At 69.7% G+C, this 21636-nt stretch carries 17 protein-coding genes; 8 read left to right on the top strand and 9 right to left on the bottom strand.

Going from position 1 to position 21636, the window contains the following annotated elements; all coding sequences use genetic code 11:
* Nucleotides 1-918 precede the first annotated feature (918 nt).
* A complete protein-coding gene (locus tag KBI44_13020; GenBank protein ID MBP9145401.1) occupies nt 919-1707 on the top strand; it encodes an NYN domain-containing protein in 789 nt (262 codons plus the stop codon).
* 353 nt (nt 1708-2060) lie between these two features.
* On the top strand, nt 2061-2516 hold the full coding sequence (locus tag KBI44_13015) for an MmcQ/YjbR family DNA-binding protein (GenBank protein ID MBP9145400.1): 456 nt from the start codon (nt 2061-2063) through the stop codon (nt 2514-2516).
* Nucleotides 2517-2528: 12 nt separating this feature from the next.
* Here KBI44_13015 and KBI44_13010 read toward each other — a convergent pair whose 3' ends face one another.
* Nucleotides 2529-3761 (bottom strand): aminotransferase class I/II-fold pyridoxal phosphate-dependent enzyme, encoded by a 1233-nt coding sequence (locus tag KBI44_13010; GenBank protein MBP9145399.1) that lies wholly within the window; start codon nt 3759-3761, stop codon nt 2529-2531.
* A 738-nt stretch (nt 3762-4499) separates the two neighbouring features.
* Here KBI44_13010 and KBI44_13005 point away from each other — a divergent pair.
* Nucleotides 4500-5501: a ring-cleaving dioxygenase gene (locus KBI44_13005; GenBank protein MBP9145398.1), complete on the top strand. Its 1002-nt coding sequence runs from the start codon at nt 4500-4502 to the stop codon at nt 5499-5501.
* On the top strand, nt 5498-6142 hold the full coding sequence (locus KBI44_13000) for a dienelactone hydrolase family protein (GenBank protein ID MBP9145397.1): 645 nt from the start codon (nt 5498-5500) through the stop codon (nt 6140-6142). The genes KBI44_13005 and KBI44_13000 overlap by 4 nt, the downstream gene beginning before the upstream one ends.
* On the opposite strand, the gene KBI44_12995 is transcribed toward KBI44_13000, so the two are convergent.
* From KBI44_12995 to KBI44_12980, 4 genes are all read right to left on the bottom strand, one after another.
* Entirely contained in the window at nt 6139-7545 is a 1407-nt protein-coding gene (locus KBI44_12995) for a beta-lactamase family protein (protein MBP9145396.1), read from the bottom strand. The genes KBI44_13000 and KBI44_12995 overlap by 4 nt on opposite strands.
* Nucleotides 7546-7586: 41 nt before the next feature.
* Nucleotides 7587-8867: a hypothetical protein gene (locus KBI44_12990; GenBank protein MBP9145395.1), complete on the bottom strand. Its 1281-nt coding sequence runs from the start codon at nt 8865-8867 to the stop codon at nt 7587-7589.
* A gap of 147 nt (nt 8868-9014) precedes the next feature.
* On the bottom strand, nt 9015-10961 hold the full coding sequence (locus KBI44_12985; GenBank protein MBP9145394.1) for a HEAT repeat domain-containing protein: 1947 nt from the start codon (nt 10959-10961) through the stop codon (nt 9015-9017).
* Between the two features lie 49 nt (nt 10962-11010).
* Nucleotides 11011-11898 (bottom strand): carbon-nitrogen hydrolase family protein, encoded by an 888-nt coding sequence (locus tag KBI44_12980; protein ID MBP9145393.1) that lies wholly within the window; start codon nt 11896-11898, stop codon nt 11011-11013.
* Between the two features lie 519 nt (nt 11899-12417).
* Here KBI44_12980 and KBI44_12975 point away from each other — a divergent pair.
* The 4 genes from KBI44_12975 to KBI44_12960 all read left to right on the top strand — a co-directional run bounded on the left by KBI44_12975 (nt 12418) and on the right by KBI44_12960 (nt 17582).
* Nucleotides 12418-13101, top strand: a complete 684-nt coding sequence (locus tag KBI44_12975) for a GNAT family N-acetyltransferase (protein MBP9145392.1) — start codon at nt 12418-12420, stop codon at nt 13099-13101.
* A gap of 9 nt (nt 13102-13110) precedes the next feature.
* The gene (gene mqnE, locus KBI44_12970; protein ID MBP9145391.1) at nt 13111-14226 is read left to right on the top strand and encodes an aminofutalosine synthase MqnE; all 1116 of its coding nucleotides are present in this window, start codon (nt 13111-13113) and stop codon (nt 14224-14226) included.
* A 150-nt stretch (nt 14227-14376) separates the two neighbouring features.
* Complete coding sequence (locus KBI44_12965; protein ID MBP9145390.1) at nt 14377-17247, top strand: fibronectin type III domain-containing protein; 2871 nt, start codon at nt 14377-14379, stop codon at nt 17245-17247.
* Nucleotides 17248-17291: 44 nt separating this feature from the next.
* Complete coding sequence (locus KBI44_12960) at nt 17292-17582, top strand: GIY-YIG nuclease family protein (protein ID MBP9145389.1); 291 nt, start codon at nt 17292-17294, stop codon at nt 17580-17582.
* Nucleotides 17583-17585: 3 nt separating this feature from the next.
* Here KBI44_12960 and hypE read toward each other — a convergent pair whose 3' ends face one another.
* From hypE to KBI44_12940, 4 genes are all read right to left on the bottom strand, one after another.
* Nucleotides 17586-18578, bottom strand: a complete 993-nt coding sequence (gene hypE / locus KBI44_12955; GenBank protein MBP9145388.1) for a hydrogenase expression/formation protein HypE — start codon at nt 18576-18578, stop codon at nt 17586-17588.
* A 92-nt stretch (nt 18579-18670) separates the two neighbouring features.
* Nucleotides 18671-19759 carry a hydrogenase formation protein HypD gene (hypD, locus tag KBI44_12950; GenBank protein MBP9145387.1) on the bottom strand — a complete coding sequence of 363 codons (1089 nt, stop codon included), beginning with the start codon at nt 19757-19759 and terminating at the stop codon, nt 18671-18673.
* Between the two features lie 4 nt (nt 19760-19763).
* Complete coding sequence (locus KBI44_12945; GenBank protein ID MBP9145386.1) at nt 19764-20036, bottom strand: HypC/HybG/HupF family hydrogenase formation chaperone; 273 nt, start codon at nt 20034-20036, stop codon at nt 19764-19766.
* A gap of 28 nt (nt 20037-20064) precedes the next feature.
* Nucleotides 20065-21636, bottom strand: a 1572-nt coding sequence (locus KBI44_12940) for a carbamoyltransferase HypF (protein ID MBP9145385.1), incomplete at its 5' end; no start/stop codon positions are given.

Raw genomic sequence — 21636 nt, 5'->3', positions numbered from 1 at the left:
GTCTCCAGGAGAGTAACGGGGTTTGAGAACCGGCCGGGATCGTACGCTGAAGCTCCCGTGGGCGCAAGCCGAATGGGCCTTCCGAAGCCCTGAGCACCGTGGCCCGTCCGCTCCGGGGCGACCGCCGGGGGTGGCTCCCGCGGCCGACCGGAGGCGCGGTGCTAGACTGGAGGTCGTTCCGGCCCCGCAGTGAGGTGCAGCCCTTCGCCGCTCGCGCCCTCGGGGTCACGGAACCTGCCCATTTGTCCAAGGAGTCCGCGTGAAATCAACCCGTTCGTCGTTTGGAGTGTCGCTGTGAGTCCCTGGTGGTTGCGTCCGCCGGGAGAAGAGTCGGACGAGCCTGAGACCGTCCGCGGGAAGAAGGAGCACGACCGCCCGGCCGAGGACGGCGTGCCGTCGATCGCCGACCTCGTTGGCGGCCGCGCCGCGATCGCGGCGGAAGCCGAAGCCGAGGCAGCTGCCGAAGCGCGCGCTCTCGAGCTCGAAGCGGAGGCCGCCGCCCCTGTCCTGCCCGCCCGGGAGACCGGCGGGTTCTTCGCGCCGCGCCGCGCCCTCGAGGTGCACGCCGTCGCCGACGAGGTCGCAGACTTCGATGGCGATGTCGATGTCGACGCCGCCGGTGAGGGTTATCCGAACGAGGCCGGCGAGGCCTCCGATGCCTCCGACACCGCTGAAGCCGCCGATGGCGCCGATGGTGCCGATACCGCCGAATCCGGCGAGCCTGCCGAACGCACCAGCCGCCGGCGCCGCCGTCGGGGTGGCCGCGGCCGCAGCCGCGGCGGGGTCGCCGCCGCGCCCGCGAGCGCCGGCGAGGCCGACGCGCGCTCCGGCGCCGCGAAGGAATCGCCGCGCGAGTGGGAAGAAGAGGACGACGAAGAGGACGACGACGAGGATCTGGCGCGTCAACTCATCATGTCGATGCCGGTCGCCGTCTCGTCCCAGCGTCAGGTCCAGGAGGAGGAGAGGAAGATCGCTCTCTTCTGCGACCTCGAGAACGTGGCGCTCGGCGTGCGCGACTCGGAGAGCAAGAAGTTCGACATCAACCTGGTCCTCGAGCGTCTGGTCGAGAAGGGCAAGATCATCGTCAAGCGGGCCTACGCCGACTGGGAGCGCTACAGCGAGTTCAAGATCCCGTTCCACGAGGCGGCGATCGAGCTCATCGACATCCCGCAGCGGCGCTACACCGGCAAGAACTCGGCCGACATCAAGATGGTCGTCGACGCGATGGACCTGTCGTACTCGAAGGAGCATCTGGACACCTTCGTCCTGCTCTCGGGCGATTCCGACTTCTCGCCGCTGGTCTCCAAGCTCAAGGAGAACAACAAGTACGTCATCGGCATCGGGGTGAAGAACTCGTCCTCGAACCTGCTGATCGACAACTGCGACGAGTTCATCTTCTACGAGGACGTCTGGCGCGACCAGCAGAAGGGACCCGCGCTCACCGGCCTGACGAAGAAGAAGTCCGAGGTCTTCCAGATGCTCACCGAGTCGATCCTCGCTCTCCAGCGCGAGAACAAGGACGTCCTCTGGGGCTCGATGATCAAGCAGACCATGAAGAGGAAGAAGCCGTCGTTCAACGAGGGCTACTACGGCTATTCGACCTTCTCCGAGCTCCTCCAGGACGCCGAGAGAAACGGCCTCCTCAAGCTGCGCAAGGACGAGCGTTCGGGCAGCTGGGTCGTCATGGGGTTCGTCAAGAAGCGCTGAGTCGCCGCTCCACAGCCGTCGTCTCTTCGGGGACACATCGCTTTCTGTGCGATGTGTCCCTCGTCTTTTTGGTACCGGCTGCGTCGTCTCGAACTCGCCGGGGGGCGGCGGCGTTTTCGCGGAAGCCTCGGTGCTCGGTCGGCATCCCGGATATCCGACATTTTTCTCTGGAGGACGGGTCCCACCTCCCTGCGCGCCGAGGCCCCCGCGAAAACGCCACCGCCCCCCTACCTGTCGTGCAGTGCTGTCCCTCGCGTCCTTCTCCGATGAAGGGCGGAGTCGGCGTTGCGAGGTTGCCTTCGGCGCGCAGGGAGGTGGGACCCGTCCTCAAGCAAGAAAATCCGATATCCGGGATGCCGACCGAGCACCGAAGGCAACCTCGCAACGGCGACTCCGGACGTCGCCGAGTCAGCGCGCGCACTAGAATCGCATGCGTGGCGACCAAGTCCGATCCGTTGGCAAGACTGCGGAAACTCTGCCTGGCGCTTCCCGAGGCGCACGAAGTCGTGGCCTGGGGCGAGCCGACGTTCCGCGTCAAGAACAAGCTGTTCGCGATGTACGCCGCGGCCGAGAACCATCACGGCGCCGGGCGCCCGGCGGTCTGGATCAAGGCGGAGGACGGGGAGCAGGAGCTGCGCATCGCGGCCGACCCCGACCGCTTCTTCCGGCCGCCCTACGTCGGCCCCTCCGGCTGGGTCGGGGTCCAGCTCGACCGCCGGGTCAACTGGACGATGGTTGCAGAGATGCTCACCGCCGGCTGGCGGCTCGTCGCGCCGAAGAAGCTCTTGACGGCGCTGCCGCGACCCTAGCCCGCCAGCGACTCAGGCGAGACAGGCGGCCAGAGCCGCTTCGACGCGATCGATCGCCGGGGCGATCTCGTCGACCCCGACGGCGCCGACCGAGAGGCGGAACCAGCCGTTGTCGGCCCGGGTTCCGAAGGCATGGAACGGAACGACCGCGAAGCCGGCCTGTTCGAGCAGGTACTGGCGGACGGCGCGGTTGTTCTCGAAGCGTCCGCCCTCCCGGATGAGGTCGAAGTGCACCGAGAGGTAGAGCGCGCCGGTCGGCGGCAGGTGCCGTACCGGGTAGCCCTTCGCGGCGAGCCGCGTGAGGCCGCGATCGAGCGCCGCCAGGCGGACGTTGATGCCGTCGCGGATGGCGCCGGAGAGTTTCTCGACGAGCGCCGCGTCGGCGAAGAGCTCCGCCGTCGCGATCTGCTCCGGGCGGGGAGCCCAGGCGCCGACGTGGCCCAGGAAGTCCTTCATGCGCGAAATCAGGAACGGTGGGCCGACCGCCCAGCCGACGCGCAGCCCCGTGGCGGCGAAGGCCTTGCTGATGCCGTCGATCATCAGCGTGTAGGGCGCCACCTCCGGCACGAGCTCGACCGGCGTCGTGTGCGGTGCGGAACTCGCGGCGAGCAGCCAGTAGATCTGATCGTAGAGCAGGAAAAGGGGCTTGGCACCCGGTCCGCGACGGCGATTCTCGTCGACGACGAGCTGCGCGATCGCCTGGAGCTGGTCGCGCGAGAAGCCGGTGCCCGCAGGGTTCAACGGGCTGTTGAGCGCCAGCAGGCGGGCGTCGGCTAGATGCGGCGCGAGCTCGGAGGCGGTCGGCTGGAAGCCGTTCGCGGCCGAGGTCTCGACGGCGACATCGCGCGCTGCCGCGAGGTGGCAGTAGTGGTTGTTGTTCCACGACGGGACCGGGTAGACCACCTTGTCGCCGGGATCGAGCACCGCGCGGAAGAGCGCATAGATGAGCGGCCGCGCCCCGCCGGCAATGAGGACACCGTCCTGCGGGTAGTCGAGGGCGAGCGCCTCGCGATAGAAGTCGGTCACCGCGCGCTTCAATTCCGGCACGCCGTCGGAAGGCGGATAGTTGGTCTGGCCGGCAGCGAGCGCCCGGGCGATCCCCTGTTCGAGCTCGCGCGGAATCCGGAACTGCTTGGGCGAGAAGTCGCCCACGGTCAGGTTGAGGACCGGCTGACCCTTTTCCGCGAGGGCCCGGACCTCGCCGGCGATGCGCAGGATCTCCGAGCCGACGAGGGACGACACCATCTCGCCCAGGCCCTGGTGGGGCGCTGTCGGGGTGCCGAAGACGAGCGGCTTGAGGGGAAGCGTCAGGGTCATCAGGGGTTCTCCAAGTCGGTCGCAAGGCTATCCGACCCCGCGGGCTGAGGGAAGCGTCGCCCGACGCCGCGACGACAGTCCGGCATGCGATCTGCTTGCACCGTTCGTGGGGCGAAATCGCCCCTTGACAGGCTGCCGTAGCGGGCGTACGGTGCCCGTAGTTCGCGAAGGAAAGCCGTCGTTCGAGCCGACGATTCGAATCGCAGGCACCGGACGCAACGGCAGTCGGGAACGATTCAAGGAGGTCACGGAATGACGCCACCGGACCAACCAGGAGCCCCGAGGCCGGCCGCCGCGCCCACCGCGACGGACGACGACCTCGGGGGCACGGCGCGGAGTCCTCGACGGGCTGCCTGACGCTGTCGCTTCGCGAGTCGCCTCGGGTGACAGGTGCGAAGCCCGGACCTTGACGGTCCCACCACCCAGCCGGCCCTCCAGACTGTCGCAGCCAGACGCCGAATGCTGACGAGTATTCGAGCCTGGGACGGGGAAGCGGTTCCGCTTCCCCGTTCGTGTGTCTGGCGGGTTCCGCCGCCGATCCCCCCCTTCCCGGGAGTGCTTGACGATCGGCGGGAATAATGCTTGACTAATCAATGTTTGATAGTTAGCTGACCGACGGGCGGCACGCGACGCCGCCTCGAAAGGCCCGCCAGAAGGAGGAGAACGATGTCCCAAGGAGTTGCAGTTCCAGGTACACGCGGCTTGCATCACGTCACGGCGATCGCCGGTCCGGCGCAGGAGAACCTCGACTTCTATGCCGGAGTGCTCGGCATGAAGCTGGTCAAGAAGAGCGTCAACCAGGACGATCCCGGCACCTACCACCTCTTCTATGCCGACGCCGAAGGACGCCCGGGGACCGACCTCACCTTCTTCCCCTGGGCCCAGATGGCGCCGTCGCGACCCGGGCACGGCCTCGCCACGGAAGTCGCGCTGGCCGTGGCTCCCGACAGCCTCGAATACTGGGGCGCGCGGCTGGAGAGCTACGGCGCGCCGGTAGGCTCGCTCGAGAGTCGGTTCGGCGATCGCGTTCTGCCGCTCGCCGATCCGCACGGCCTGCGCCTCGCGCTGGTCGAGAGCGCGAGCGCCGCCCGTCGCCCGTTCACGCCCTGGGAGGAAGGCCCGGTGCCCGTCGCCCGCCAGATTCGCGGCCTCGACGGCGCGCGCCTTTCGCTGCGGGACCTGGCGCCCACCGAAGCGCTGCTCGCCGCACCGATGGGTTTCACGCGAATGGCAGAGGAGGGCGGCTGGATCCGCTGGGCGATCCCCGGCGACGCGAGGGACGGCGCCGGTCCGTCCGGCACCCGCCTCGACCTCTCGCATCGCCCGGAGACCCCGCGCGGCATGTGGGGAACGGGGGCCGTCCACCATCTCGCCTGGCGGGTCGACGACGAGGCGCACGAGCTCGCGCTGCGCGCCGCGGTCGCCGACAGCGGTCCGCACCCGACTCCGGTCATCGACCGGTTCTGGTTCAAGTCGGTCTACTTCAAGGAGCCGGGTGGCGTGCTGTTCGAACTGGCGACGGACGGTCCGGGCTTCGCCGTCGACGAAGCCCCCGAGAGACTCGGGCAAAGCCTCGTCCTGCCGCCCTGGCTCGAGTCGCAGCGCGCCGCGATCGCCGCCGGTCTCCCGCCCCTGGTCCAGCCGGTGACGACCGAGTCGGTGCGATGAGGCTTGCCGATCCGCACGCGGAGATGCCGGTGCTCACCGCCGGGGCGCCGCTCGCCGAGGCCTCCGCCGCAGTCGTCCTCGTGCATGGCCGCGGCGCTACGGCGGAGGACATTCTCGGCTTCGCCGGTCCGCTGGCGCAGCCGGGAGTGGCTTTCCTCGCGCCGCAGGCGGCCGACCACACCTGGTATCCGCAGCGCTTCCTCGCCCCGCTGGCGGTGAACGAGCCCTGGCTCTCCTCGGCGCTCGGCAAGCTCGCGACCCTGCGCGACGGTCTCGCCGCCGCGGGAATTGCGGACGACCGGATCGTCTGGCTCGGCTTCTCCCAAGGGGCCTGCCTGGCGAGCGAGTTCGTGGCGCGTCATCCGCGGCGGTGGGGCGGCCTCGTCGCCGCGGTCGGCGGGCGCATCGGCCCGCAGGGCATGGAGTTCGAGGATCCGGGCGATCTCGCGGGCACGCCGGTCTACCTGGGCTGCGGCGACCCCGATCCGCACATTCCCTGGCCGCGGGTGGAGGAGAGCGCCGCGGCTTTCGCTCGGCAGAACGCTGAAGTCACCCTGCGACGCTATCCGGGTTTTCCACACTCCGTACATCCGGAGGCGGTCGCCTTCGCTCGCCGCCTGCTGGAGGCCCTCGCCACCTAGACGTGCCACCAGACGAGGCGGGTGATGCGCTCGCCGCGCGGGTCGAGGCTCACCCGCCAGTAGATCGTGCCGCTTGCGTGCCGGGCGCGGCAGAGGAGTGTTCGCTCGCCGTCGAGGGGGGCGTCGCGCAAGACCTCGAACGCCTGCAACTCCCCCAGCCGGGGCAGGCGTCCAGCGAGACCTGGAGAGCCTTCCCAGGCTGGCAGCACGAGAGCCGGCGCATAGCGCTCGAGGGCGGCCTGGCCGGTCAGAAAGTCCTCGTAGTCGGAGCGCAGACGGCGCGCGAGAGCGGGGTCGGGCGGCGGTTGAAGGGGCGCGAGCGCCGAGAGCGCGAGCACCGGCTCGAGCCAGCCGGCGACACCGATCGCGAGGCCGACGGGGTCGCTCCCGGCGGGATGCTCCAGGTTGGTGAAGACCACCACCGTAAGCCGGCGCCGCGGCAGCCGCACGAATCCGACACCGCTGTGTCCGGAATGCAGTGTCACCGGTTCGCCGAGAAGATCGTCGAGGCCGACACCGAGGCCGTAACGGCTCCACTGGAAGATCTCTCCCGCGGGTGAACCGTCGGCGAGCCGCGACGGCGTCGTGAGCTCCGCCACGCCACCGCGTGAGAGCAGGCGCTCGCCGTCCTGAGCGGCGAGGAAGCGCGCGAAGTCCGCGACCGTCATCCCGAGGTCGGAGTAGAGCGGCCCGAAATCGGTATCCAGGCGCCGGTCGCGCACGAGCTCACCGCTGCCGTCCAGTGTGTAGGCCGAGACCCGATGCGGCAGCAGGAGCGCCGGGGTCATCGAGACCGGGGTCGCCATGCCGGCCGGAACGAAGAGGGTCCGGCGGACGAAATCCCACCACGGCTCGCCCACCGCCTTCTCGGTCGCGAGCTGGGCGAGGAGGAGACCGGTGTCGGAGTAGAGGAAGCGTCGCCCGGGCGGGGCGACCGGAACGAGACCCTGCGCCTGGCGGAGGAGCTGCTCGCTCGTGTAGTCGGTCAGGTAGCGACCCTCGAAGGACGGCACGGTGTCGTCGGGCAGGCCCGAGAGGTGGGAGACCAGCTGCCGCAGCGTCGCGCCGGTCAGGACGATGTCCACCCACTGCGAAACCGGATCATCGAGCCCGAGCTTGCCGAGCTCCGCCGCTTTCACCAGCGCCGCGGCGGTCACCTGCTTGTCGAGCGAGGCGATCGCGAAGACCGACTCGGCGGCGACCGGAGTGCCGGTCTCGACGTTGGCCAGGCCGTAGGTCGAGACCCGGACGACCTCGCCGTCACGCGCTACGGCAAGTCCGAGGCCGGGGATCTTGCGCAGTGCCATCTCGCGCGCGAGATAGTCGTCGACGGCATCGGCGTGGAGCGCGGCGCCTCTGGCGAGCAGCGCGCCGAGCAGCAGGGCGCAGGGAAGTCGAAGCATGGGTCGCTCCTCGACCGCGGAGCGTAGCATCCGACTCCGGTTCAGGGCACGGTCGACGACCAGTGGCTGGTGTCGCCGCCGCGTTCGAAGCCGTCCCAGAAGAGAACGATCCGGTTGGAGATGCAGTAGAGCCGCCGGGTGTTGTTGCAGCCGACGGCCAGGGAAAACTCGGTCCACTCCGGGAGGCGGGCGAAGTTCGGGCGACCGCCGGTGTGGTCTTCACTGATGGCGGCGCTCGTCCAGTTCAGGCAGTCGATTCCCGAGGCGGTGCCGTCGGCGAGCGTTCCGGTCGCGACCTCCGGCGTGCCGTTCAGGTAGTTGCCGTGCTCGTCCACGTGAATGCTCGTATCGAGCGAGCCGTCGGTCAGGTCGGCCTCGTTGTTGGCGACGATGTAGGCGTCGAGGCGGCGAAACGGGCCGTCCGAAGTGACGCGGTCGCGGGCGTCGAGACTCGAGGTCGAGAGCCAGGCGACGAACGAGTCCGGGTCGGGCAGATGGGCTGCCGCGGCGGCGCTCGCGCAGATCGCGTCGCCGGCCTCGAGCCCGCTCTCGCCGGCCGCCCCGGCCCAGGTCGAGAGATCGCCGGAACCGATCGCCGAGGTGATGAAGACCGGGCTGCCGGCGCCCCAGCGCAGCGTCGTGGTCTCGCTCTCGCCCGGCTCGAAGCAGAGCAACCGCATCGAGGTCGAGCAGGAGGGCGCAAAGCCGCCCTGGGTCCAGACCGCCGAGGTGGCGAGCCCGTCGCCGCGTGCTGCCGAGCTGCCGTCGACTCCCGACGTCCAGCCGGAGCAATGGAACGGTCCGCCGTTGAACTGCTTGCCGTCCGTGCCCGTGCCGGTCCAGTAGGTCCGGTCCTCGATCGCCTCGGGGAGATCGTCGCCGAACTCGTCGAGGAGCACGGGGCGATAGATCTTCGGACTGTTGGAGACGAGCTCATCGAGAGTGCCGGTGAAGTTCGTGACTCCGTTGACCAGAAACCAGGGACCGGCGGCGAGCGGCGAGCCACCTGCGCAGGAGAACTTCTCTCCGGTCTGGCCGCGCAGATGACAGTAGGCGTCGGTGGTCTCGGTCGAGAGCCAGGCGCGGTAGGTGTTGGCGTTGGGGAGCCCCGCGGCCGTGGCGCGCGCCCGGCAGATCGCGTTGCCGGCGGCGAGCCCGGTGGCGCTGCCGGCATCGGGCCAGCTGCCGAGGTCGCCGGTCCCCGACACCGACGTCACGAAGGCGCGCCGTTTGACCGCCTCCGCGGGGAGCGTGCCGAGCAGCAGGAGGGCGAGCGTGGTCGAAAAGCGCTTCCAGGTTCTCTTGCTGCCGATGCTGGCCATGGTTCTCTCCGCGTTCGAAGAGGATCCCGACGGCGGGTCCTCTCAGTTGGATGCGCAGAGCAGCGAAGACGAGGGCCAGGTCGGCGTCCCGGCAGGGGCCACACCCTCCCGGGTGCCGCCGTGAAGACGGCGCGGGAGTCTCTCGCTTCAGACCGTCGGGCGGAGAATGGCGATGCCGATGAAACGCAGGGCGCCGTCGGGGTCGGTCGAGGCGAGGCGAGCCATTTCACGGGTCGCCGGGGCGCGCGCATCGCGAAGCCAGGCGGCGCGCAGCAATGCGGCGCGCACTTCGGGAGAGCGGGAGACGCCGTTCTCGGTGCCGAAGTCGAGGGCGAAGGCGCGCACCAGGCTGTCGAGCGCCTTCGGCTCGGAGAGTTGGGCGAGGGCGAGCGCAGCACTCATCCGCACCGGCGCGGCGTCGTCCTCGAGGAGCCTCTCGAGCAGGGGTAGGGCGTTCCTGGGTTGCGCGGCCGCGAACGCCTCGGCCGCCTGCCAGCGCAGTTGGGCGGTCGCCCCCTGCTGCGCGTCGGACCTGGCCAGGAAGCGGCCGCGTTCGCCGGCGGCGAAGTTGCCGACGAGCTGCACCGCCTTCTGGATCTGCTGCACGGCGGTCATCGCCCCGAGGCCGCCGGAGAGCAGGATGCCGGCCGCCGCCTGCACGAACGGCGAGATCGCCCGCCAGATGGAGCGGAAGCCGCGCGGGTCGAGGCGCCAATCGTCCCTGGCGAGGGCCGCCTCGACGTCCGGCAGCCGCGAGAGATCGCCGAGCTCGAGGAGAGCCACCTGCGTCCAGGCGACGAGCCAGTCGTTCCCCGGGCCTTCGGCGAGGGCGCGGGCGAGCGCCGCTCTCGCCGGCGCGCCGCCGAGCTCGACGAGGTCGCGCACCACCTGGGCGCGGATGTCCTGCTTCCTGGTATCGGTCGAGCGTCGCTGCGTGATGACGTCGACCGCCCAGGCGAAAGCCGCTGCGTCGCCGGTCTCGTAGAGCGCCTGTGCGGCGCGCAGCTGCTCCTCCGGGTCGGCGTCGTCCAACTCCTGGCGCAGCTGGCGCTTCGCCGCCTCGTCGGCGAACCCGACGGCGAGCGCACGCAGGGCGGTCTGTTTGGTGTCCGGGTCTCTGCGCCATTTGGCGAGCCGCCGCAGCGGCTCCACGGCGCGCGCGTCGCGCGACCGCCCGAGCCCGGCCGCCGCGCCCCGATAGTACGGCTCGTTCGACTTCCCCTGGCTGTACGAGAGCAGCGACTGGAAGGCGGCGCCGGCGGGCTCGGCTGCGAGGCCGCCGCCGCCGATCAGGAAGCCGAGGCCGGCGAGCGCAGCGTTGCGGACCTGGACGGTTCCCGGCAGCGGATCCCCCTTGCGCGCCTTCTTGCCGGCCGACCCCGACTCGAGGCTCGGGACTCCGCCAGGCCCGAGGCCGGCGCCGGCTTCGCCGGGTGACGACTCGGTGATCGACTCGGCCTCGGCGAGCATCCAGGAGAGGAGCCTCTCGGCGCGCTCGGGACCCAGGTCCAGGATCCCTTCGAGGCACGCGGCAGGCACCCAGTCCTGAGGCAGAAAGGCGAGACACTGGACGTAGAAGCGCGCCGCGGCGTTGCCATCGCCCAGACGATCGAGCGCCGCGGCGGCCTCGATACCGCGCACCCAGGGATCGGTCAGCGCCTGCTGCATCGCGCGCTGCATCTCGTCGCCCGAAGGTGCCGGGCCGGTGACGGGAGAGATCCCGAGAGCGGCCCCCGCCATGAGCTTCCCCGGCGAGAGCTGGTTTGCAGCCTGCTGCTGCTTCTTCATCGCGTCGCTGCCCATCACGCCGCCCATGCCGGCGAGCATGAGGCCCATGAAGCTGGTCTGCCCCTTGAGCGCGCCGCGCAACTGCTGCAGGGCGCGTTCGCGGAGCTCCTCGGGCAGGAGCGCGGCACCTTCGCCAGCGAGGAAGCTCGCCACCACCGGGTTCTTCGTGTTCTTGAGCTCGCGGGCGTCCAGCAGCTCGACGAGCGGATCGGCCGGGCCGTCTTCCTGGGCGGCGAGCGTCGGCGCCAGCGGGAAGGCGAGGGAGAACATGAGGAGCAAGGCGATCGCGCGACGCATGGAGCTCACCCCGGGTTCCGGTCCTGCGTGGCGCTTCCGAGAGGCTTCGGAAGCGGTCTTAGATCGAGATCTCCTCGAGGTCGGCGAGGACCTCGCTGGTGGTCGCGCTGTCGCGCAGGGGCAACACCGTTCCGCTCTCCCGCGACCGGCGAAGGTCGTCGAGGTCGAGCTCGGCGACGACCATCATCTCCTGGTTGACGGCGCCCTCGGCGCGGATGCCGTCGCGGGCAAAGGCGAAGTCGCTCGGAGTCAGCACCGACGCCTGGCCATAGTTGAGCGACACCGCCGGAACCATGGGAAGCGACCCCACGGTACAGGCATGAACGACGAACATCTGGTTTTCGATCGCCCGCGCCTGCGCGCAGTAGCGCACCCGGAGAAAGCCCTGGCGGTCGTCCGTGCAGCTGGGAACGACCAGGATATCCGCGCCGCGCCGCGCCGCGGCCCGCGCCAGTTCGGGAAACTCGGCGTCGTAGCAGATCGAGACCGCGAACCGCCCGAACGGCGCCGAGAAGATCCGCAGCCGCCGTCGCGGCTGGATCCCCCACTCCTCGCGCTCCCAGCGGGTCATGTGGAGCTTCCCCTGCCAGGAGGTGCGGCCGTCGGGTCCGAAGATGAAGCAGTCGTTGTGGAGCGCGCCGGAATCGCCCACCGACGGAATGGAGCCGGCGACGACGTGGAGACCGTAACGCACCGCGAGCTCCCGCATGAGCTCCTGGAACCGTGGCACCTGGTGGGCGAGGTCGAGCGCCTGCTCGGGGAGCGGCCGGCGGGTATTCCCGAGAGTCAGGAGTTGCAGCGTGAAGTATTCGGGAAAGACCAGAAGGTGCACGCCGTAGTCGGCCGCCGTGGCGACGAGGCCCTCGACCTGATCGGCGAACTGCTCGAAGCCCGTGACCGGGCGGATGAAGTACTGCAGGGCTCCGACACGCAGGCGCTCGCTCATGAAGACGGCCTCCGGTGGGGAAGTCGATCACACTCGCCCTCGCCGGCGTGTAGCGAGGGTCGGCTATAGGCGCTCGCGAGGATTGACAGCCGAACGCGAATCGGCAATTCTCGGAATCGGCGGTGCCGCCAACCGCCGCGCGGGAGCCGGAAGAAGACCGGCGTAACGCACGAGTTCCAAGGGTTCAGGGATCCGGGGGGATCGCTGAAGGGGCAGACGGGTGGTCGGGCCGCCACCTGGAATCCGCCGCCGCGTCGAACTCGACGCCTGCGGCCGCGGCAGTGCAGCCACGGCCCGTTCGGCGCCCGTTCCCGGTGGCCTCTCTTGGAGCGGCGCCATGTTCGGAACCGACCCGCAGGCCCAAGCCTCCGTCGCGCGCGAGCGGCGGCAGAAGATGCTCATGTTCCTCCTGATCGCAGTCCTCGCGGCCGGCGCCCTGTTCTGGATCATGTCGTCCTGATGCCGGAGGCGCGTCGATCCGCATTTGGGGGAGGGGCCCCCGCCGGAGAGTCGAGACTCGTGGTGCGGTGCCTCGAAGCGACCGACTTCGAGACCATGATTGCGGTCTGCCGGCGCGTCTATCCGACTTCCAGGCCGTGGCTCGAAGAACAGCTGGCGAGCCACCTCCGGGTTTTTCCCGAAGGACAGCTGGTCGCTGAGGACCGCGAGTCCGGCGAGCTGCTCGGCTTCGCCTCGTCGCTCATCGTGCGCTGGGACGACTACGCCTTCGATGCCGAGTGGCGCGAGTGGACGGCCGGCGGGTACTTCACGAACCACGATCCCGCCGGCGGCAGGACGCTCTACGGTGCCGAGGTCATGGTCGCTCCGGCGCGGCAACGCCAGGGGGTCGGTAGGCTCCTCTACCGGGCGCGCGCCGACCTGGCTCGCCGGCTCGGCCTGCGGCGCATCCGGGCCGCCGCAAGGCTGCGGGGCTACGGCGCCCGGGCTGCGGAGCTCTCGCCCGAGGGGTACGTCGAGCGCGTGGTCCGGGGCGAGATTCGCGACCCGACGCTCTCGTTCCAGTTGAGCGAGGGGTTCCGGGTGCTGGCAGTGGTCGCCGGCTACCTGCGCAACGACGAGGAGAGCCAGGGACATGCGGCGATCATCGAGTGGCTGAATCCGGACGAGAGCTCGCCGGACCGCGGGGGATCGAGTGCGGCGTGGCCCCGGTCGGCATTGGGGCGGTCCGGCCCGGGGTGTTAGGATTCGGCGGTGACGACGACCCTTTCCCCCGAGTCCTTTCCGCCCGAATTGCGCTCGCTGGCGGCCAAAGTCCGAGACGGCGTGCGGCTCTCCGCCGAGGACGCCCTGCTCTGCTTCGAGACTCCCCATGTCCTGGCTCTCGGCCGGCTGGCGAACGCCGTGCGGCGCCGGATGCATGGCACGACCGTGTTCTACAACATCAACCGCCACATCAACCCGACCAACGTCTGCGTCTACACCTACAACTGCAAGTTCTGCAGCTACGCGGCGATGAAAGGCGAGCCCCACGCCTGGCAGATGTCCCACGACGAGATCTACCGCCAGGCGGCCGACCAGGGGGGCAACGACGTCACCGAGTTCCATATCGTCGGGGGGCTGCATCCCGACATCGACATGGCCTGGTACGAAGAGATGCTGCGCGGTCTCAAGGCGCGCTTCCCGAAGGCGCACCTCAAGGCCTTCACCGCCATCGAGATCGGCTGGTTCGCCCGGCGCGAGAAGCTCACGATCGAGGAGGTCCTGGCGCGTCTGACCGCCGCCGGCCTGGGTTCGCTGCCGGGAGGGGGGGCCGAGATCTTCCACCCCGAGGTGCGCGAGATCATCTGTGACGGCAAGCTCGACGCCGACGAGTGGATCGAAGTTCACCGGGTCGCCCATCGCATGGGGATCAAGAGCAACTGCACCATGCTCTACGGCCACGTCGAGAAGAGCCACCACAAGGTGGACCACCTGCTGCGTCTGCGGGCCCTGCAGGACGAGAACGGCGGGTTCAACGCCTTCATACCCCTCGCCTACCACCCCGAGAACAACTACCTGGGGTTGAAGTACCACACGACCGGGCTCGACGACCTGCGCCATATTGCGACGGCACGCCTCGTGCTAGACAACATCGCGCACGTCAAGGCCTACTGGGTCATGGTGACGCCCAAACTGGCGCAGGTGGCCCTTTCGTTCGGTGCAGACGATCTCGACGGAACGGTGGTGCGGGAGACCATCTACCACATGGCGGGTGCCGAAACGGCACAGATGATGCCGACGAGCGAGCTCGAACGGGTGGTCCGAGCAGCAGGTTTCACACCGGTCGAGCGGGATACGCTTTATAATCAGATAGAACGGGCGAATTGAACCGTTTTTCATGACGGCTGTTTCGACCAGGCGGCCTGCCTGCTCCGAGAGGGGGCTGGCGGGTCGAAGTGGGTAATTCCGCGGGCGAGCGAGCACTGCGCCCGGCAACGAAAGGATCCAGACATGCTGCAATGCTTCAAGAGCCCATCTGTGACTCGTCTCTCCCCCGCTCTGAGCACTCGAACTGTTGCAGCGACCCGGTCGACCGCGGGTCGTGTCTGGAAGAGAGGCCTCACCCTCGGTGCGCTGGCTCTCGGCCTCCTGGCCGCTCCCGCCCTGGCCGAGACGCAGGCCTCGACGCAGCTGAGCGAGGGGTTGCCGTTCAGCGACGTCAGCTTCACGACCACGCGTCCCCAGATCAGTCCCGACGGCCAGTTCGCCGTCTACCGGCAGGACGCGGTGACCGATGGCGCCTTCGACCTCTGGAGCGTCCGGATGGACGGCAGCAGCGCGCCGGTGCGCCTCTCGGATCCGCTGACCGCGACGCAAGGCCAGTTCCTGACCTTCGAGATCAGCCCCGACAGCTCCCGTGTCGTCTACGCCGTCGACCAGGATACGACCGGCAAGACGGAGCTCTACAGCGTGCCGATCGACGGCGGCCCGGTGACCCGGATCAGCACGAACATGGGCGCCGACCGCGACGTCATCGGCTTCAAGATTTCGCCGACGAGCGACCGGGTCTTCTACTACTCCGACGACTTCGACTGGACGGAGTACGACCTCTACAGCGTTCCCATCGACGGCCCCGGCAGCGCCTCGGTACAGCTGAACGATCCGTTGCCGGGAGAGCACGACGTCGACGGCTTCCAGGTCAGCCCGGACGGCGAGACCGTGATCTACCGTCAGGGGCGAAACACGACCGGACTCTGGCGGCTCTGGAGCGTGCCGGCGACCGGCGGTGAGCCGTTCATCATCAGCGGCGACGGCGCCAAGATCTACTTCCAGATCACCCCGGACAGCAGCCGCGTGCTCCTGCTGGACGATGCGACGTTCCCCGGGAGCTTCGACCTCTTCTCCGTGAAGCTCGACGGGACCGAACTGATGAAGATCAGCACGGGTATTGCCGCCAACTATTCGATCGAGCCGAGCTTTCTGATCAGCCCCGGGGGCTCGCGGGTCGTCTTCCGCGGCGCGACGCCGACGAGCCAGAAGTTCGAGCTCTTCAGCGTCCCGGTCGCCGGCGGCACAGTCGTTCGCCTGAACGGCACCCTCGGGACCAACGAGGATGTCGAGCCGGGCTTCTCGATCAGCCCCAACGGCAGCCGGGTCGTCTACCGCTCGGACGAAGACGTGGACGACGTCATCGACCTCTGGAGCGTGCCGCTTGCCGGTGGCACACCGACCCGGCTCAACAGCGCGCTGGTCGCCGGCGGCGACGTTCTCGGCGCGAGCCTCGCACCGCTCAGTCAGGACCCAGTGATCAGCGCCGACAGTGCCCGCGTCGTCTACATGGCCGACCAGGCGGTCGACACGTTGAACGAGCTCTGGAGCGTTCCGATCGCCGGCGGCCTGGTTTCGAAGCTCAACCGGACGCTGACCGTCGGCGGCGACGTGCAGGCCTTCAAGATCAGCCCGAACAGCGCCTGGGTGGTCTACGGCGCCGACCAGGACGCCGACACCCTCGACGAGTTGCTCGCCGTGCAGATCACCGGTGGCGCGGTCCAGGATCTGAACGGTCCGCTGGTCATCGGGGGCGACGTTTCGCTCAAGTTCGTGCAGACCGTGCTCTTCGACATCTCTTCGAACGGCCTCGACGTGCTCTATCCCGCCGACGAGACCACGAACGACCAGATCGAGCTCTACACCGCGAGCATCGCCGGTACGCCGAACCCGCCGACGGCGGTCGTCGCCGCGGCCGGCAACGCCCAGGCGACGGTCAGCTTCGCGCCGCCCACCTCCACCGGCGGCAGCCCCATCCTCGGTTACACGGTGACCTCGAATCCGCCGGGGGGCACCGACTCCAACGCCGGCAGTACCGGGCTCGCGCATGTCGTGACCGGACTGGTGAACGGCACGCCCTACACGTTCACCGTCACCGCCACGAACTCCTTCGGTACGAGCGCGCCCTCGGCGCCGTCTCCCAGCGTGACGCCGGCGACCGTGCCGGGCGCGCCGACCGGGGCCGTCGCGATTCCACGCAACCACTCCGCAGACGTCGCATTCACCGCCCCGGCGAGCGACGGCGGCAACGCGATCACCGGTTACACGGTGGTCTCCAATCCGCCCGGAGGTATCGATCTCGAGCAGGGCACCCTCAGCCTGAATCACCTCGTCTCGGGCCTGACCAACGGCGTCGGATATACCTTTACGGTCGTGGCCGTGAACAATGTCGGATCGAGCCTGGCCTCGGTGCCCTCGACCTCGGTCGTGCCGGGCTGCGAGACCGAGGTCTCCGCGAACGTCTTCTGCGACGGGGTCGAGTCGAGCGACACAACGAGCTGGAGCCTCACGGCCAACCCGCCGGGCGCGCCCACGGGCGCCGCGGCGAGCGCCGGCATCTCCACGGTGATCGTGACCTTCGTGGCGCCGACGGACAGCGGCGGCAGTGCCATCACCGGCTACACGGTGACCTCGCTGCCGGCGGGTGGAGTGGACAGCGATGCCGGCAGCCTCGCGCTCTCGCACGTCATCACGGGTCTCGCGAGCGGCACCCCCTACACCTTCACGGTGACGGCGGCCAACTCCTTCGGGACGGGTCCGGCCTCGGCGCCGTCGAACAGCGTCGCACTGCCGACCGTGCCGACCGCGCCGCTCGCGCCCGTCGCCGTAGGCGGCGACACCTCGGCGACGGTGACGTTCGTGGCCCCGCTCTCCGACGGGGGCAGCCCGATCACCGGCTATACCGTGACCTCGGATCCCGCCGGCGGCATCGATGACGACGCCGGCACGACCGGGCTCATCCATAACATCTCCGGACTCGTCAACGGCACCCCCTACACCTTCACCGTGACGGCGACGAACCTCGTTGGCACGAGCGTCGCCTCGAAGGCCTCGAACGAGGTCACGCCCTCTACGAACTGACGGCCGGCGCGTGCGCCGGCGGCCCGGCGCACGCGGTCGTCCACATGCCCTACGTCTACCTCCTGCGCTGCCGCGACGGTTCGCTCTACACCGGCGCTGCGGTCGATATCGAACGTCGCCTTCGCGAGCACCTGGCCGGCAAGGCATCGCGCTATACGCGATCGCGCCTGCCGGTGGAGCTCGCCTGGGTCTGCGAAGTCGCGACCTGGAGCGCCGCCCTCGTCGAAGAGGCCCGCATCAAGGCGCTGCCGCGCCGCGCCAAGCTGCAGTTGTTGATGACGCCGTCGGTGACGATCCCCGAGGCGTCGCCGGTCCCGGACGACCCGCCGGAGTGAATTTCAGCAGATCCGTGGCAGCTGCTCGCCGGTGAGCAGGTCGACGATGCGGCTGCCGCCGATCGAGCTCCGCAGCGTGACCAGCCCGGCCGGTCCCTCGCCCACCTCGCCGATCACGACCGCCTGGCGTCCCAACGGGTGCCGGCGCCAGATGGCGAGGGCCTCGTCCGCCGCTTCGCGGGCGACGATGGCGATCGCCTTGCCTTCGTTCGCCACGTAGAGCGGATCGAGGCCGAGGATCTCGCAGGCACCACGCACCGCAGGAGCCACGGGCAGCGTCGCTTCGTCGAGACGGATGGCGACGCCGGCGGCACTGGCGATCTCGTTGAGCGCCGAAGCGACGCCGCCGCGCGTCGGATCGCGCAGGACATGGACCCGCTCGCCGAGCGCCGCGAGCAGAGGGCCGACGAGCCCGTGCAGCGCCGCCGAGTCGCTCACGATCGGGGCTTCGAACGCCAGGCCCTCGCGCACCGAGAGAATCGCGATGCCGTGCTCGGCGATCGCACCCGAGAGCAGGACCTTGTCGCCGGGGCGGGCGCGCCGGGGGGAGATGTCGATGCCGTCCGGGATCCTCCCGATGCCGGCGGTGTTGATGTACACCCCGTCGCCCTTGCCGCGATCGACCACCTTGGTGTCGCCGGTCACGATCGGAACGCCGACCACAGCCGCGGCCTCCTTCATCGAAGAGACGATCCGCCAGAGGGTCGCCATCGGCAGGCCCTCTTCGAGAATCAGGGCGCAGGTGAGCGCCACCGGCCGCGCACCGCACATCGCGAGATCGTTGACCGTGCCGTGGACGGCGAGCGAGCCGATGTCGCCGCCGGGAAAGAAGAGCGGCCGCACGACGTAGGAATCGGTCGAGAACGCGAGGCGCTCACTGCCGCCCGCAAGCACCGCGCCGTCGTGCATCCGCTCGAGCTCGGGATTCGAGAAGCTGGGGACGAACATGCGCTCGATGAGCTGCTGGGTCAGGCGACCGCCGCCGCCGTGCGCCATCTGCACGGTGGGGTAGTCGGAGATCGGCACCGGACAGACGGGGCCCAGGGAGAGATCGCCGGCGGCTTCGGGCGCCCCGCGGCGCGGCCCGCTCACGCGAGCCTCGCGTAGCGGTAGTAGGCGGAGCAGGCCCCCTCGGAGGAGACCATCGGCGCCCCGAGCGGCCGCTCCGGGTTGCACTGCTTTCCGAACGCCGGGCACTCGGAAGGCTTGCGGATCCCCTGCAGCACCTCGCCGGCGATACACAGCGGCGACTCCTCGGCGACGATCCCGGAGACGCCGAACTTCCTCTCGGCGTCGTGATCCCGAAACGCCTCGCGCAGGCGGAGGCCGCTGCGCGGAATCGTCCCGATGCCGCGCCACTTGCGATCGCAGACCTCGAAGACCTCCGTCACCAGCTTCTGTGCTGCCGGGTTGCCGTCGCGCGTGACGGCGCGCACGTACTGGTTCTCCACCCCCCAGCGCCCGGCCTCCAGCGCCTTGACGGCCATGTGGATCCCCTGCAGCAGGTCGAGCGGCTCGAAGCCGGTGACGACGATCGGTACGCGGTACTTCTCGGCGATCGGCTCGTATTCCCAATAGCCCATCACCGCACAGACATGGCCGGCGGCGAGGAAACCGTTCACCCGGCAGTCCGGCGAGGAGAGGATCGCTTCCATTGCCGGAGGTACGAGCACATGCGAGGTGAGGATCGAGAAGTTGCCCAGGCCGAGCCGCTTCGCCTGCCATACCGCCATGGCGTTCGGCGGCGCCGTGGTCTCGAAGCCGACCGCGAAAAAGACCACCTCGCGGTCGGGGTTGTCGCGCGCCAGCTTCACCGCGTCGAGCGGCGAATAGACCATGCGCACGTCGCCGCCGGCGGACTTGACGGCCAGCAGGTCGGTGGTCGAGCCGGGCACCCGCAGCATGTCGCCGAACGAGGTGAAGATGACCTCGGGGCGCCGCGCGACAGCGAGCGCCTGGTCGATGAGCTCGAGCGGGGTGACGCAGACCGGACAGCCGGGGCCGTGAATCAGCCCGACCGACCCGGGAAGCATGCGATCGATGCCCGAACGCATGAGCGTGTGGGTCTGCCCGCCGCAGACCTCCATGAGCTTCCAGCTCTGGTGGGTATCGCGGCGCAGGGCGGCGAAGAGCGCCTGGGCCTCGGGCTCGCCGCGGTACTCGTCGACGAAGCGCATGGTCTCAGTTCCCTCTGGCTTTCGCGGCGGCTTCGTCCTGGATCTCGAGCAGCTCGCCGATCTCCTCGAGATACTGGAAGACCTTCCGGGCCTCCGCTTCGTCGATCCGGCTGATCGCGAAGCCGACATGGACGACCACCCACTGCCCGGCCTCGACTTCGGGCGTGTAGGCGAGGCAGACCTCCTTCACGACACCGGAGAAGTCGACTCTGCCCATCGGAATGCCGATCTCGTTCGGTATCACTTCGATGACCTGACCTGGAACTCCGAGACACATGGGCTTCTCTCCTCTGGTCTTTCCGAGTTCAGTGTGCCGCGAGCCGCGCTGCGGCGACCGCGATCTGTCCGAGCGCAATGCCGCCGTCATTGGGCGGCACGGCGCGCTGCAGGAGGACGGTGAAGTCGGCGGCGCGCAGGGCCGCCGCGAGACTCTCGCTGAGGCGACGATTCTGGAAGCAGCCGCCGGAGAGCGCCACCTGAGTGACGCCCCCTCCCCGCCTCTCTCCGGCGAGGCGGGCGACGGCGAGGGCGCCGTCGGCCACCGCCTGGTGGAAGCGCGCGGCGATCCGGGCGGTCGACTCGCCGCGGGCACGGTCGGCGAGCAGGGCCGCGACCAGCGGTCGCCAGTCGAGCTCGTGGAGCGTGGCGCGGGCGACCTCGCCGGGCGCGAGGCCGGCGGGCGAGACGCCTTCGACGAGCGGCAGCGGGTAGCCGCCGCCATCCTCCGTCGACGCGGCGAACTCGAGCGCCATCGCCGCCTCGGCCTCGAAGGAGACACGGGCTCCGAGCCCGTCGATCCCGCCGACGCCGACCAGCGCCGCGACGCCATCGAAAAGCCGGCCCATGGAGGAGGTCCAGGGGGAGTTCCATCCGGTCACGAGCATCCGGTGCATCACCGCCCGCTCGGTCGCCGAAAACGTGGCGAGGGCCGGAATGTCGCGCCGCTCGATGGCCGCGTCACCTTCGAGCTGGTGCAGCAGGGCGAGTGCGATACGCCGCGGCTCGCGCACCGCCGCCTCGCCGCCGGGCAAGCGGAACGGGCGCAGGCGGGCGAGGCGGAAGAACTCCCCGGCCGGCGCCGGGACGGAGCCCTCCGCGCGGGCCTCCCGGGGTACCTGCGTGGCGGCCAGGGCAGTGACCAGGGCCTCGCCGCCCCATACGGTGCCGTCGGGTCCGTAGCCGGTGCCGTCGAAGCAGAGTCCGAGCGCCGGTCCGAGCACTCTGCTGTCGGCGCGGTGCTCGGCGAGGCAGGCGGCGAGATGGGCGTGATGATGCTGCACCGCGATCCGTCGCAGCGCGCGCGGCTCTCTCCCGGCGCGCTCGAGCAGACCACCCTCGGCGCGGCAGGCGAGCGCCGCCCAGTGGGTGGTCGGATAGTCGGGATGCAGATCGTGCACGATCGCCGTCGGCGTCGCCCCGTAGAGGTCGAGAAAGTCGAGGATCACGCGCTCGAAGGCGGCATGGGCCTCGGGCGTCTCCATGTCGCCCAGGTGCTGCGACAGGAAGATCTGCTTGCCGACGCTCACCGCGGCGGTCGTCTTCTGATGCGCGCCGGTGGCGACGAGGCAGGGGAGCTCCTCCGCCGCGAGAACCGGCAGTGGTGCGTAGCCGCGGGCCCGGCGCAGCAGTTGCGGCCCGCCGTCGAGGAGCCACGCGACGCTGTCGTCGACATGGCGGGCGATCGGCCGGTCGTGCAGCAGGAAGAGATCGGCGATGCCGCTCTCGCCGCCGAGCCGATCCAGCGCTTCGTCGTCGTCGATCGCGATCGGCTCGCCGGAGAGGTTGCCGCTCGTCGCCACCAGGGGAAAATCCACCGCCGCGAGCAGCAGGTGATGCAGCGGGCTCGTCGGCAACATCACGCCGAGACGCGGATTGCC

The sequence above is a fragment of the Thermoanaerobaculia bacterium genome (assembly GCA_018057705.1).
GTDB lineage: Bacteria > Acidobacteriota > Thermoanaerobaculia > Multivoradales > JAGPDF01 > JAGPDF01.
The sequence above is the reverse complement of the archived record's forward strand: the minus strand, read 5'-3'. Positions and strand labels throughout refer to the sequence as shown.

Coding starts and splice junctions, on each gene's coding strand:
- KBI44_12990 (MBP9145395.1), bottom strand. CDS start 8,867: ATGGCCAGCATCGGCAGCAAGAGAACCTGGAAGCGCTTTTCGACCACG.
- KBI44_12960 (MBP9145389.1), top strand. CDS start 17,292: ATGCCCTACGTCTACCTCCTGCGCTGCCGCGACGGTTCGCTCTACACC.
- KBI44_13020 (MBP9145401.1), top strand. CDS start 919: ATGCCGGTCGCCGTCTCGTCCCAGCGTCAGGTCCAGGAGGAGGAGAGG.
- KBI44_13000 (MBP9145397.1), top strand. CDS start 5,498: ATGAGGCTTGCCGATCCGCACGCGGAGATGCCGGTGCTCACCGCCGGG.
- KBI44_12995 (MBP9145396.1), bottom strand. CDS start 7,545: ATGCTTCGACTTCCCTGCGCCCTGCTGCTCGGCGCGCTGCTCGCCAGA.
- KBI44_12980 (MBP9145393.1), bottom strand. CDS start 11,898: ATGAGCGAGCGCCTGCGTGTCGGAGCCCTGCAGTACTTCATCCGCCCG.
- KBI44_13015 (MBP9145400.1), top strand. CDS start 2,061: ATGCCGACCGAGCACCGAAGGCAACCTCGCAACGGCGACTCCGGACGT.
- KBI44_13010 (MBP9145399.1), bottom strand. CDS start 3,761: ATGGTGTCGTCCCTCGTCGGCTCGGAGATCCTGCGCATCGCCGGCGAG.
- hypE (MBP9145388.1), bottom strand. CDS start 18,578: ATGGCGCACGGCGGCGGCGGTCGCCTGACCCAGCAGCTCATCGAGCGC.
- KBI44_13005 (MBP9145398.1), top strand. CDS start 4,500: ATGTCCCAAGGAGTTGCAGTTCCAGGTACACGCGGCTTGCATCACGTC.
- hypD (MBP9145387.1), bottom strand. CDS start 19,759: ATGCGCTTCGTCGACGAGTACCGCGGCGAGCCCGAGGCCCAGGCGCTC.
- KBI44_12945 (MBP9145386.1), bottom strand. CDS start 20,036: ATGTGTCTCGGAGTTCCAGGTCAGGTCATCGAAGTGATACCGAACGAG.